Annotated in this window: 12 protein-coding genes; 4 read left to right on the top strand and 8 right to left on the bottom strand. The window is 41.3% G+C overall.

The window, feature by feature from the left end; translation table 11 throughout:
- Positions 1–86: 86 nt before the first annotated feature.
- The gene (locus tag R2Q66_RS10065; RefSeq protein WP_316748438.1) at positions 87–533 is read right to left on the bottom strand and encodes a carboxymuconolactone decarboxylase family protein; all 447 of its coding nucleotides are present in this window, start codon (positions 531–533) and stop codon (positions 87–89) included.
- 129 nt (positions 534–662) lie between these two features.
- Positions 663–1,472 carry a murein L,D-transpeptidase catalytic domain family protein gene (locus R2Q66_RS10060; protein ID WP_316748436.1) on the bottom strand — a complete coding sequence of 270 codons (810 nt, stop codon included), beginning with the start codon at positions 1,470–1,472 and terminating at the stop codon, positions 663–665.
- 328 nt (positions 1,473–1,800) lie between these two features.
- Between R2Q66_RS10060 and R2Q66_RS10055 the strand changes: the two genes are divergently transcribed.
- Positions 1,801–4,599: a thiopeptide-type bacteriocin biosynthesis protein gene (locus R2Q66_RS10055; RefSeq protein WP_316748433.1), complete on the top strand. Its 2,799-nt coding sequence runs from the start codon at positions 1,801–1,803 to the stop codon at positions 4,597–4,599.
- On the opposite strand, the gene R2Q66_RS10050 is transcribed toward R2Q66_RS10055, so the two are convergent.
- On the bottom strand, positions 4,585–5,607 hold the full coding sequence (locus R2Q66_RS10050; RefSeq protein ID WP_316748431.1) for a sensor histidine kinase: 1,023 nt from the start codon (positions 5,605–5,607) through the stop codon (positions 4,585–4,587). The two genes, R2Q66_RS10055 and R2Q66_RS10050, sit on opposite strands and share 15 nt — an antisense overlap.
- A 176-nt stretch (positions 5,608–5,783) precedes the next feature.
- Here R2Q66_RS10050 and R2Q66_RS10045 point away from each other — a divergent pair, with 176 nt between their 5' ends.
- Positions 5,784–5,948 (top strand): hypothetical protein, encoded by a 165-nt coding sequence (locus R2Q66_RS10045; RefSeq protein ID WP_316748429.1) that lies wholly within the window; start codon positions 5,784–5,786, stop codon positions 5,946–5,948.
- A 21-nt stretch (positions 5,949–5,969) separates the two neighbouring features.
- Here the strand turns inward: R2Q66_RS10045 and R2Q66_RS10040 are convergent, their stop codons facing one another.
- Positions 5,970–6,716 carry a LytTR family DNA-binding domain-containing protein gene (locus R2Q66_RS10040; protein WP_316748427.1) on the bottom strand — a complete coding sequence of 249 codons (747 nt, stop codon included), beginning with the start codon at positions 6,714–6,716 and terminating at the stop codon, positions 5,970–5,972.
- A gap of 503 nt (positions 6,717–7,219) precedes the next feature.
- On the opposite strand from R2Q66_RS10040, the gene R2Q66_RS10035 reads away from it, so the two are divergent.
- Positions 7,220–7,561: a cupin domain-containing protein gene (locus R2Q66_RS10035; RefSeq protein WP_410479405.1), complete on the top strand. Its 342-nt coding sequence runs from the start codon at positions 7,220–7,222 to the stop codon at positions 7,559–7,561.
- Here R2Q66_RS10035 and R2Q66_RS10030 read toward each other — a convergent pair.
- A complete protein-coding gene (locus tag R2Q66_RS10030; RefSeq protein WP_316748425.1) occupies positions 7,530–8,771 on the bottom strand; it encodes an MFS transporter in 1,242 nt (413 codons plus the stop codon). The two genes, R2Q66_RS10035 and R2Q66_RS10030, sit on opposite strands and share 32 nt — an antisense overlap.
- Before the next feature lie 3 nt (positions 8,772–8,774).
- Positions 8,775–9,497, bottom strand: a complete 723-nt coding sequence (locus R2Q66_RS10025) for a methyltransferase domain-containing protein (protein WP_316748423.1) — start codon at positions 9,495–9,497, stop codon at positions 8,775–8,777.
- 89 nt (positions 9,498–9,586) lie between these two features.
- Between R2Q66_RS10025 and R2Q66_RS10020 the strand changes: the two genes are divergently transcribed.
- Entirely contained in the window at positions 9,587–10,162 is a 576-nt protein-coding gene (locus R2Q66_RS10020; protein ID WP_316748420.1) for a TerD family protein, read from the top strand.
- Between the two features lie 15 nt (positions 10,163–10,177).
- On the opposite strand, the gene R2Q66_RS10015 is transcribed toward R2Q66_RS10020, so the two are convergent.
- Positions 10,178–12,793: a PAS domain-containing protein gene (locus tag R2Q66_RS10015; protein ID WP_316748418.1), complete on the bottom strand. Its 2,616-nt coding sequence runs from the start codon at positions 12,791–12,793 to the stop codon at positions 10,178–10,180.
- Positions 12,794–12,923: 130 nt separating this feature from the next.
- The gene (locus R2Q66_RS10010; protein ID WP_316748416.1) at positions 12,924–13,505 is read right to left on the bottom strand and encodes a DUF4136 domain-containing protein; all 582 of its coding nucleotides are present in this window, start codon (positions 13,503–13,505) and stop codon (positions 12,924–12,926) included.
- Positions 13,506–13,522: the final 17 nt, after the last annotated feature.

Raw genomic sequence — 13,522 nt, 5'->3', positions numbered from 1 at the left:
GTACTTAAAAAGGCCATCGCTGACCTTGCTACAAGAGCAAGATCGGGGATGGCCTCTTTTTTTTAAGGGGTATTTGATCTTATAACTTATTTAGGATCCTGCACAGGTTTCAGGTGCGTACTGATGGCGATCCTGTTCCAGGCATTGATGGTTACAATGGCCATGATGATTTCCGTCAGTTGTAATTCCGTGAACAAAGCTGCTGCACGTTCTTGTGTTGCCGCCGAAATACCGCCAGGTATTAGCGTAACTTCTTCAGTAAAAGCGAGTATAGCCATTTCTTCTTCAGTAAAGAAAGAGGTTTCTCTCCATGCACTTAGGGTGTGGATTCTTTGCGGACTTTCGCCGTTTTTCAGCGCATCTTTAATATGCATATCCAGACAAAAGGCACAGCCATTGATTTGTGAGGCACGGATTTTTATCAGTTCTTTATGGGTTTTGCTCAGAGAGCTCTCTGCAAGAAAACCTTCTAAAGCGTACATTGCTTTATAGGATTTTGGGTTGATCTCCTGCATATTGATGGAATTGCTCATGTTTTTAAGGTTTTAATAAGTAGCTATAAACTCGTTATAAGGAAAGCAAAGGTAGCAATCTACCGAAACATAGAAAAAAAAACGGCAGGTAAACCTTAGGTTACCTGCCGTTTCTTATGGTGTTGTATATTAAATACTTAATGAAGTATCTGCTAACTCCGTTTGAGGAACGGTATTGATATCATTGGTTGCATACATTGCAGCAACGTGCGTATTCAGGTATCTGGAAGTATAGTATGGATCGCTCACATTGATGAACAGCACCGTTCCACCTTCAATATCATCGATTACCTGATTGGCGAGTTCTGGTGGTACAGCAGGGCATCCCTGACTGCGACCTAACCTTCCAAGTGCATTTATCGTGCCCTGACTTACATAATCGGCGCCATGAACTACGATAGAACGTTTACGGGCATTAGAGTTAAAACCTTCATCCATTCCGTCTAAGCGCAAGGATTTACCATGTTGTCCGCGGTAAACTTCTGCGGTTAAATAGAAGCCAATACTACTTTGAAAAGAATCATTTGTATTTGAAAAACGGGTCGCTTTATCATTTCCGCTACGCTGGCCATGGGCAACCCAGGTGTTTAGCAATAGTTTTTTCTGGTCCAGGTCAATGATCCATAGTCGCTTTTTAGTGCTGCTCTGGTCGAAATCTGCGATCGTTAAAATGTCTTTGTGTTCAGAAAGTTGTCCTGATTTTTTAAGGTTATAGAAGCCTGTGACTGCTTTCTCAAATACGGATTCTGACAATCCGCTTTCAGCAAGATGTGCTGATTTGTACAACTCAGTAATATGTCTGTTGTAAATACTATCGGGAGTTAGTTTTACAACTGATGTTCCTGAGGCAATTGGGGTACTTATCGACTCCCGGTTTAGCGCGGTGATGGCTAAAGAAATAGTAATCAAACCTGCTCCACCAAAAAGGTATTTCATCATAGATTTGGGTTTTAGTGCTATGAATAATTAATCTGTTATTTAAGTCTGGTTCTTCCTATAAGTGTTTCTTTTTTTTTACAAAGGTATTGATTAGTTGATTGTTAGCTATATTTATTTTTAGTTTTATGTTAAAATGACGATCATGCTACATAGGCTAAAGCGTGTAATGCACTCCTTTTAGCGCTTAATTGACCTTTGCGCCAACAAAAGGTTTAATCTGATTAGTTTTAGTTTGTTAACGTAAACCTAAGGCCATTTGGTGTAATAGATTAGGTTCATTTCTAAATGTACAGGAAATTGTAGCAAGAAAAGATACTAATCGCTCATTATGAACATAAAATTAAACATCAGTCCTGTGGTATTGCTTAGGATTCCGGCCTTTGCTATAACGGATGAACTATCTGAGGTGTGGGAAGAGTTAAAAGAGTCTATCTGTCATTCCTCCAATGACTTCTATGATAAAATAAAAGAATTTAAAGCGGCTGATCTCCAGGATCTGGATTCCAAAATGCAGTTTACGATCTGGAAATATTTCAACCGTTCCAAATACCGGGGCACACCTTTTGGTAGTTTTGCCGGCTTTGCGGTAGCTGGCCTGGGGCAAGGTAAGGAAGGGCTGGTGTTGTCCAGAGCACAGTATTTGCACCGTTTTAAGGACTGGTCGCGGTATCAGGCTCCTGAGCTTAGCGAAGCGCAATTGAGTGCCTCAGATCGCTTCTATTTCTCAAATTCGAGTCATTATATCGCTGCTGATCAAATTCGTTTCATTTCTTTAGGCGGAAAAGTATTTGAATTGTCGGAAATTGCCTGCAGCGAAGTGATTCTGGAGCTACTGAGTTTCTGTGCAGAAAGGGTTGCTTATCCGCAATTACTGGAGTTTGCATTGGAGCAGGAGATTGCCGAAGAAGTGCTGTTGGGGATGCTGAAAGCAATGGTCGATTCGCAGCTGTTATTTACGGATTTGAATGCCAATTTAATTGGTCCGGAGTACTTCGGGCGTACCGGACAAGCTGCAGCGCCCGAGTCCGGAGATTACCTGATTGCAGAAAGAAAATTGATTTCCGGTGAGCTTTCCAGTGCCGGACTTAAACATCTTCCTGCCTGTGTAAACACTTTACTCTCATTAAATCAAACTAAAGTAAATGAAGGACTTAATAGTTTAATTAAAGACTTTAATAAACACTACGAAGGACAGGAAGTACCTTTGATGACCATCCTTGATCCGGAGTTGGGGATTGGCTACGGCGCTTTTGTTTCGGCTGCCGCCGAGGCTGGGTTAGCAGAAGAGCTGAGCGGGTATTCCGGCAAGAAAGGACCTGCTTTAATCCCCTGGACGGGCCTGGCTCATGAGCTGGTTAAAGCGATGTTGAAAGGAAACGGGCGTAAAACTGAGGTCTTGCAACTGAAGGATCTAATGCCTGCTAAACGGGAAGAAGAGGTGTTAAAGCCGGGAAATAGTTTTAGTGTGCTGGCGAGGTTTGCGGGGGATCTGGTGGTCTTAGATGCTATTGGTGGTTGTACCGCAAATTCATTATCAGGGCGCTTTACCCTGGCCAGCGAACCCTTCAGGGAGCATTGTAAAACGATTGCCGCAGGAGAATCGGCAGCAAATCCAGACGTGATTTTCTTTGATATGGCCTATATGGCAGAAGGTAGAGTGGATAATGTGAATCGCAGGGCGCAGATCTATGACCAGGAATTACCCATACTCAATTACTCCTGTACCGAACAATTAATAGGGCTCCATGATATCATGGTTAGCATCAAGGGGGAAGAAGTCATTCTATCCTCAAAAAAATATGGAAAAAGACTTGTTCCCAGACTCGCTTCTGCCTACAATTACAACCGGTCAGACCTTGCGGTATATCGGTTTTTATGCGATCTGCAACATCAGGGAATTCAAACACAGTTCCTTTTTGACGTTCAGCAGTTGCTGCCGGGATTAGATTATTATCCGAGAATTCAATATGAAAACCTGGTGCTGTCTCCGGCAAAATGGCGGCTAAAAGGAGCGGAGCTGAAAGTGGAAGATACCTTAGCGCTGCTGGATAAAACAGGACTTGGTAACTACTTTTCTGTGGGAACAGGTGATCAGACTTTGTGTTTTAATAAAGCCAGTACCAGCGATCTTTTATTCCTGAAACAGTATGCAAATCAATATGACGATTTCGTTCTAACAGAGGTTATTTGTTCAGATTGTCAAGAGGTTGTTGATGAGTATAAGAAGTCTTACTTTACGCAGGTTTTGCTTGCGGTTAGTCATCAGGAGAAAATTTATACAGGTTATATTCCCGGAGATTTCCCTCAGCAGCTGAAGGTTGATCCGGTCATCATGCCCGGAAAAGACTGGCTGTATTATGAGATTTATGGCCACCCGGACCGGAGTAATTTCCTGTTAAGGGAGCGGATTCTAAAGTTCATCAATGCGCATGAGGAAGCTTTTCATACCTGGTTTTTTATCCGGTACAATGACCCCCGTCCACACCTTCGGTTGAGGATTCAACTGAAGGATCAGGAGGCGGGATATTTCTACATGACTCAACTCATGGACTTACTTACCGGAGACCTGCACAGCGGTTTGATCAAAGACGTACAAATGAAAACCTATTACCGGGAGATTGCCCGTTATGGAGCCTTGCAAATGGAACTTACCGAGCAACATTTCAGCATCGATAGTGCTTATGCGCTGGAGGTACTGGACAATGATCTGGATGATTACTCAATTTACGCGAACTGCATCCAGCTAATGAAAGCGATGCTTCCGGTATTGCAGCTGGAAAAGAAAGCGTTGCCGGGATTTATCCGGAGCGTACAAAGGGCTTTTGAAGAGGAACATCACCTTAAAACGGAGGATTTTAAAATGGTGAACCGGGAGTGGGCTGATTTTAAGCCATCTCTGCAAGCTATGGAAAGCGGAGTGAGCTCAGTGTTGGATAATTTGCAAGCGTCTTTCAGGGCTACGCTGATGGCTACTGCTGTTGAAGAAAGGCGGGCCTTGTTCTGCAGCCTGTTTCATATGCACCTCAACCGGCTGTTTTCCGATCATCAAAGGGCTCATGAGCTACTCGTTTATAGTTTTCTCTACAAACAGCTGCAAATGGAACTGCAAAGATTAACAGTGCTTTAAAGCGTATTTTTGCTCCACAGCAGCCAGATTGATTTCCATGGATACGATAAAATGCTCCTCCACAACAGCTGTTTGGAGTGTTGCATGAGTTCCATAGGCTGCTTTTAAACGTTTTTTTACATTGTCGAGGCCAATATGGTGACTTGGATGCATTTGATTTTTGCTGATGAGGTTATTGGTTTCGACTTCTAACAGACCTTCCCTGTACGTCAGGCGTAGGTATGCGGGATGCGCTTCCTGAAGTAAATCGCCATGTTTAAACATGTTTTCTGCCAGGGTCATCATCAATAAGGGAATGATTTCTACTTCTTCTACTTCCGCGTCATACTCCAGACTGATATAGAGTTGTTTATGGGATTTAATCTTATGCAGCTTAATCAGATTCTCTACCTGTTCCAGTTCTCCGATCAGGGGAGTATTGGCCTTACGGGCTTCCTCAATAGAATACCTCATCATTTCCGACAAAGCAAGAATGGCTTCCGCTGCATCAGGGGCCGTTTTTCTGGTGCTGGTATAAATGAAATTCAAAATATTGAAAAGAAAGTGCGGGTTGATTTGCGCTTTCAGATGTGCATGTTGTGATTTAATCAGGTCGGCATGAATCCGCTGGTTTTCAATAATAACCAACAGTCTTTCTTTTTCCTTCTCTTCCGCACGCTTTCTTTCCTCAAAATAGCGGAGGATATAATAGTAGGCGCTGGCAAACAGAATAAAATACACGCCACGGTAGGAGGTGCTCAGGTAAGAATCTAAACTAAAATCCGGGGCATTTTTAAAAATTAAGTAGCCATTTCGGTAAAGGAAATTAGTGATACCGAGATTGATGCAATCGTAAATAAGGACCTCTATAGCGATGAGTAAAGGGAGTCTCCAGAGGGCCTGGATGGTCTTCATCTTTGCCGCAGGCATCACGAAATGCGCATGAACATAAAACTGAATAATATTCAGGAAATAAAAGAAAGCGTATACTCCAAATGGGGCAAATTGTTTTCTTATTAATCCCATCATTACTACCTCGTAAAAAATAAAGATGAACCAGCCAATGAAATGGATCTTGTATTTACGTAAGAAGTTAATTAGGACCGCTGGGATAATATTCATTTTATGTAAGAAAAAAAGGCGTTAACGTAATACTTTTTGAAAGAGCGTCGATCCCCTCTAATTTTCAGAAAAACTTAATCATCATGAAAAAAGAAATGATCTCTTTCGAACTAAAAAAAAGCACTGTATTTGTATTCAAATCAAGAAAAAACAAATCAAGGCTTTTTCCAACAGTTACAGTTACTGATCCAACAAATGGAACTGCAATAACCCATACTTGTAGCATCATTATTTTCGATGCCGGCTAAATTCACATGCTGCGATGAAGTCTATTCGGAGATACTTCGGTTGGATTTCATCGTTTTCTCTGCAAGGAAGGTCAGGAATTGCTTTTTATAGGTAGTTCCCAAAGGAATTTCCATCTTATTGCTTAATACAATCGTATTCCCTTCCACTTTCTGGATATAATTCACGGCAACAATGAAGGAGCGCTGTACCCGCACAAAATTGTTGACGTCTTGTAATTTACATTCCAGCTCTTTCATGGTCAGGTAGGCCACATGCGTTTCCGAACAGGTATGGATTTTCACATAATTGTTCAGGCCTTCAATGGTAATGATGTCTTTGACATTGATTTTCGTATATTTCTGAACCTGATCTGTCTTGATAAAGAAAAAATCATCAACGGGAGCAGGGGCTTTACTGGTATTTTCCAGACTGAGTAACCTTTTGATCATTAAGGCGAATTTACTCATGGAGATCGGCTTCAATAAATACTCATTGGCCTGCACCCCGAAAGCTTCATAGGCGTATTTGGAGTGACCAGTGGTGATGATCAGGTATTTCGTTTTCGCCCTGATGGCTACAGAAAGATCTAATCCGGAGATACCAGGCATATCCATGTCCATAAACACAATATCAATGTTATCTTCTTCAGAAATCTCCATTAATGCCTGTAATGGGTCAGTAAAATACTTTAGCAGTTGCAAATTAGGCATGGCCTCAATGTAGTCTGCCAGGAGTTCTACAGCATGTTTTTCGTCATCAATAATGACGCAGTTTAATTTTTTATCCATTGATCTCCTCCTGTAATTCAAATACTTTTAATAAATCTAATCAAAAAATACATTCGCAACGTCAAAACTACATTTGACGTAATACATTTTTTTGTTGCCTGAAATTTATTAAGGATCTGTAAAGATAAATCAAATTAGGTGATAAAACTAGATTTTCAGTACAGTAATGGAGGATTCCGGACTTGTTGAGTTGCCAAACAGGGTTTTAGAGTGATTAAAGGCGATTATTTCATTAACCACAAATATCAAGTCATTCACCACGCCATATCGCTGTTTCGCGTAAAAGAATTCCTGGAATAGAATGTCTTGATTACTTTTAGAACATCCCCCCTATAAAACAAGATTCCTGGTGCATGGAGGTGCATCAGGGATTTTACTTTAAAAGACATTCATACGCGCTCAATCATAACAAAAAAAGGGGGTCATTCCCCTTTATACTCAGCTAGCCCTCAATTCCCAATCTCTATTCTTAAAGCCCTTGTCGTTTTTACTATATTTGAGCTATGGATATGCAAAGCGAATTATTTCAGATAGAAGCGGAAATGCCTTGGGAAGACCTTGGCGATGGAATACAAAGACAAGTGTTTGGCTATAACGATCAGATTATGCTGGTAAAAGCTAAGTTTGAAGCAGGCGCTATCGGAACCTTACACGAGCACCACCATACCCAGGTGAGTTATGTAGATAGTGGTATCTTTGAAATGACGATCGGAACAGAGAAGAGGATCCTTAACAAAGGAGACGGTTTTTATGTCCCGCCGCATACCATCCACGGTTGTGTGTGTATCGCGGCAGGAACATTGATTGATGCCTTTACTCCGGCAAGGGAGGATTTTTTAAAGTAGGCGCATCTACAGCTTTCATAAATTTGTACAAATAAGCACAGGCCAGTAACAGGCAGGTCAGGACAAACCAAAGGGTATTATAACCATGGTGTTCGGCGATGTAAAATCCGGCCGAAGGGCCTACTACCTGCGCTACAGACCATACCAGCATATAACCGGCGGCATATTGGCCCCTGTTAAATTCGTTTGCCCTGCTCATCACAAAAGTGTTTACAAAGGGGAGGGCAAACATTTCACCAAAGGTGAAAAACACAATGCAAACCACGCCCAGTACCAAGGGAGAGCCAAACGGTAGCATGAGCACCAGGAAGGAAGCTGCAATTAAGAGCACTCCGATGGTGATAAAAAACACCGATGATTTCTTTCCTTCGATCTTATGGATCATGACCATTTCAAAAAGTGCGATAATCACTCCGTTAAGGCCTAAAATCAGCCCGATCATAAACTCATCAATCTTCCAGGTCTCTTTAAAAAACACGGGAACAACCCGGAACATCAGGAAAAAACAGATGATAAAAATGGTGCTCAGCAGCAGAAATTTGATAAATAATACATCTTCCCAGGGTTTTCGAACCACAATACCTTTAACCTTTTCTTTAATTGTCTTTCTGTAACCTTTTATTTTAGGCAGAAACCATAAAATGGCCAGTCCGGCAAAGATGCTTACGGCACCATCCACATAAAATAATAACCTGTAATTATAGGAAGCGATTAATCCACCCATACTGACGCCAAAGGCCCAGCCTATATTTGTGGCGAGACGGTTTAAAGAATAAGACCTGGTTTCAAGCCCTGGTTTGGCATAAGCGGCAATTGCCGCAAAATTGGCCGGACGAAAGGCCTCAGCAAAGAAACTGATCACAACGGCAAGGATGCAAAGCGTATTAAAATGGGTGATACTGGCGAAAAACAAGAAGAAACTACCGCCAATAATGGCCGAAATAATCTGAACCGGTCTAAAACCGATAACATCCGTTAATTTGCCACCCGCGGCAGAGCCCATGATGGAGCCAACACCAAAAAGGGTAATGATCAGTCCGGCATCTGAAGCAGAACGGTGTAAAGCTTGCGTAACATACAAGCCCATAAAAGGCACAGCCATATAACCACTGCGGTTAATGAGCATAACAATGCTTAAAATCCAGGTTTCCCTGCTCAGGCCAGAGAACGACCGTTTGTAGTTCCCTGCAATATCTTGAAGTAATGACATGATTTATTTTATTCCTCCGAAAGCAGCAAAACAAAGGTTTTTATGCAATACCTCTACGTGTTTAAAACCGACTTTCTGCATTAGATTTAGTTGATAATTGATAGATCTTGGTGTGTCTTCATGATCGATATAATCCAGCACTTTCAGACAATATTCGGGCCCGCCCAACTCCTCTAAATAATTCGCATATCTTTGGGTGAAAAGCGAATTCAGGTGTGGTGCATCATGACTAATCAGATCAGAGATCCAAAAACAGCCACCGGGTTTCAATGCACGGTAAATTTTTCTGAAAACCAGGTCCCAGTCCTCATCACCCCGAAGGTGATGTAAAGTTGCGGCAGCAAAGACAATATCATAGGTATCGGCTTCCAGATTCAGCTCCCGCATGTCCAGTTGAATGGTTTTTACAGATCCATTGGTGACCGCGCTTACCCGTTCTTTCGCCCTTTGTAACATTGGAAGACTCAGGTCGTTTAAGGTGCAGTTTAAGTCTTTGATTTTACCCAGCATTTTTAAGGTATAGTTTCCCGCACCACAACCGATATCCAGTAATTCTGTGGCCTCAGGAACCACGTGTTTTGCAGCTTCAGTACACAATTCCATGGTTAAAGCAGCATCAAGCGTTGTCAGTTGGCCGGTATCCAGATTGGAAAACCGTTCTACGTCCAGGTCAAATCTCCTTTCAATTTCCTCATTGCTTGCTTTATTGGAATAGTCCTCTGTCATGATGCATGTAATATTTATGCCAAGATATCAAAATAGAATTGCCATTCGGGCAAAACATACTAACTTTAAAAAGTTCAAATGAAGAAATTATGGCAATTAACTTACGTAAAGGCGAAAAGATTAACATTGGCCTCACAAAAATCAGTGTAGGCTTAGGTTGGGACCCTAATGAAGGAACCGGGCATGACTTTGATTTAGATGCCTCTGCGTTTATGGTGGATGGCAGCAGAATGATTCCTGCGGAAGAGTATTTCGTTTTTTACGGGAATGATAAATCGCCTGATGGCGCGTTGTTTCATACCGGTGATGATCCTACAGGCGGCAATAGTGCTACAGGCGATGATGAAATCGTTAAAGTAGACCTTTCCCTGGTGGATGAGCGTATTCAGGAAATCCTGTTTGTGGTGACCATTCATGAGGCACAAGCGAGAAGACAGAACTTCGGACAAGTGCGCAGTTCTTACATTAGAATTGTAGACGATACCAATGGCGATGAAGTGGCGAAATATGAATTAGATGAAGACTTTTCTATTGAAACAGCCATTGAATTCGGCAGGTTATATAAAAGAAATGGCAGCTGGAAATTCGAGGCTTCGGGTAGGGGATATAAAGAAGATCTGGCCTTTTTTCTGGCTAAATATTATACAGGGGAAATCATTAAGTAATTCCCCCTGGTTTATCTACCTCAAGGTGAGGATTGTAGGTGGGTCATTTATCGGGAGAAGGATATGGAATATACTCCCTTTTCCCGGTTCACTGCTAACCTGAATGGTGCCTCCCAGGTCTTCTACCTGTGTTTTTACCATGAAGAGGCCCATTCCTTTGCCTTCAATATCTACATCAAAACGCTTGTAAAGGCCAAACAGCTGACTTCCATATTTTTTCAGATCAATACCTTTTCCGTTGTCTTCAAATATAATATTCAAATTCTTTCCGGTCAGGTAAGTTTTCAGGATCATCCTTGGGGAAATATCTGGCTGTCGGTATTTGATACTGTTTAGAATCAGGTTGTAAAAGATGCTATATAGGTAGCCACGCACGGTATAAATCTTTTCTTCTTCCAGCTGATATTCAAAAGTCATGTTTTCACTGACGATCAAATTATTGATACTACCCTTGATCTCATCTACCAGCGTTTGTATTTCTACCAGTTCTTTCATACGGTCGGGCGCGTCTTTTTTAACGGTCAGCACGTAGTTCAGATCTTTGATCACGGTATCCAGGTTTTTAATGGACGTGCGCAGTCCGTACATCAGTTCGGTAGCAGTAGCCGGATCATCCATGTCGCTCAGTAAATCGCTAAGTCCCATAATGTTGGCTACCGGTGCACGCAAGTTATGTGAAACCACATAAGTAAACTGCTCCAGGTCTTTATTTCTGCGGATCAGCTCGGAAGTGGTCTCATTCTGTGCTTTGGCAATGTTTTTTTGTTCGGTGATGTCTTTGATGGACAGGATGAAACCCCAATATTGATTTTCATCGTCATTGACCCCAATCCACTTTAAAGCAAACCACTTTTCTGTACCATCTTTCTCAATGACATTCGTTTCATAGGAAATGTTTTTTCCAATGATCACATCATCAATGATCTTTTGAAGTCTTGCCCGTTTATTTTTAGCAAAATAATCGAAAATGCTATTTCCTTCCAGTTCGTTATAATGTCCTCTGAATTCTGCAATTTCTTTTGCCATCTGACTATAAGAAATGATATTCAGCTGCTGATCAACGAGTATATAGGCGGCATCGGTATGGTCTAGTAGCGTGCGCAGATTTGCTTCTGATTTTTTAAGGGTATGCTCTGTTGCTTTGATCGCTGTCACATCCTGCAATGTACCATAGAGGCGGGTAGTGACCCCTTCCGCATTAAATTCTATCCGATTTTCACCTTGCAATATTTTCACTTCTCCTTCCTTGTTCATAATTCGGAAGCTGGTTTTCATATTCTTTCCAAGGCGGATCAATTTATCAACTTCATATTCAACGCGGAGTTTGTCTTCCGGATGAATCAATTGGTCAAAATACTCATTCACAGGAACCAGTGTCTCATCTGCCCAATAGATTTCCTTCAGTCCGTCAGACCAGCTGAGCGTCTGTTTGACGAGGTCGAAATTCCAGTTGCCTATCAGTGCCATTTTCTGTGCTTCCGAAAGGACGGCTTCTGCCTGTTTGATCTGCTCTTCCGTTTCTTTCCATTGGGTAATGTCACTGATGACACCATCTACAGTATGAATTTCGCCGTTTAAAAAATGTGGGACCGCTTTTATTTCAATCCAGCGGATACTTTTGTCTTTACCTATAATCCGGTATTGACTATTTGTTTGCGCACCTTTTCCCAGCAGCACGCCATCCCGTTCTGCAATATGGCGGTCTTCGGGGTGGATTACATCGTACCATAAATCAGGGTTCTCATGAAATTCTGCTAAATTATAGCCGTAAATCCTGGAACAACCCGCCGATAATTTCAGGTACCGGTTGTTCCGGATATCCTTCAGGTAAAAACCTTCATTTACCGCATCCAGCAGTTTTTCAATTTCATAACTTACCTGTTCTTTTTCTTTTCTGTATTGCATTTGCTCCGTTACTTCCAGTCCGGAGAGGAGCAGGCCTTCGATAATTCCTTCCGAATCACGTATAGCCTGAATGGTAAAATTAAAATAAGGCCCTTCTGACAGGGTAACACTTACTTCCTTCACCGTATAGGTTTTTCCGGTTTCATACACCTGGTCTGCCTTTTCCTGCAGAAAACTAAGCTCAGTACCCTGATAGAGGTCTTTTAAAGTCTGGTTTATAATCAGTTTATTTCCAATATTATTTTGAAAATAAGTATTGACAAAAGTAAAGATATGTTGCTTTCCCATGAGGACGGCAATAGCCAAAGGGATTTCCTGAAGCAAACTAAATTTTTGCGACTGATGGCTTAAATCAGGGCTGTTTATGGCTTGTAAAATAGCTTTTGGTAACCTACGTAGACGGTCTTCGAAAAGATAGTCGCTAGCACCTGCAGATAACAATTCAAGGGCTTCTTCCTCATATTCCGGTTTGCTGATACAGATAAAAGGCAGTTGAGAATCAATGTGCTGTAGCAAATATAAGGCTTGATGACCGATGGAGTTTTTACCCCCACAAAATGCAAGTACTACATGTGGAGCAAAGTTTTTTAAGCTGAAATCAAAATCAGCTATAGTAGTTACATTTAGCTGTTTATACGTAAGTTCTGAATGATCTAAGGTGCTGGTTATTAAGTTAATATCATTAGCTGGATCTCCAAAAATAAGGATTCTCAGAATGTTTCTCATTAGTTAAAATTGTTTTTATATGTAGGTAAAGGATAATATAGACAAATTTTTAAAATCCGATACATTATTTTGATAAAAAACAAAAAGCCCCCAATGGAGGCTTCTGTTTTTATTTATCGTTTGGAATAAACTAAGGCAGTTGTTTGAAGATAGATTCTACTACTTTAGGTATTTCATTGATTGCTTTTTGTGGATCTGTCAACTCACCTTCGGCCCAACCTCTCCAGATTACTTTGGAACTACTGCGTTCGATGATGTCGATCATGATATTCCCTTCTTTAATAGGCATTTTACGTTCTCTACTACCTACATATACCGGGAATGGGTTATCATAAACATAGAAGAATCTTGCTTTACCTTTATAATAAGCTACCCTTGGACTTAACATCGGAGGTTGATTATAATACATTGGTTCATCATAAATCTTCATACTATTGTTTACAATCGCAGAGTACCGAATCAAAAGATCTGGATTTTTATTATCCAGTGTTAAACCCTTTTTAGCCAGTTCCGTTTCTGTAGTTTGAACAATTCTATCGGTAACGATATCGTTGTTGTAAATGTTATTGGTCTGTGCATCTTCAGGAGGAAGCCAGGCGTAGGTTTTGAAGTCGGTTCCAACAGGCTTACTACCAACGGCATAGTAATTGTAGGGTGAGCAAGCCGACAGCATTCCTGCTGCTACGAGTAATACTAATAGTTGTTTTTTCATGGTAAACGTTTTTTAGA

It is taken from the genome of Pedobacter gandavensis (assembly GCF_032677645.1).
In the GTDB taxonomy this organism is placed as follows: Bacteria; Bacteroidota; Bacteroidia; order Sphingobacteriales; family Sphingobacteriaceae; genus Pedobacter; species Pedobacter gandavensis_A.
Note: the sequence above shows the minus strand (reverse complement) of the source record. Positions and strands in the feature narration are given on the sequence as shown.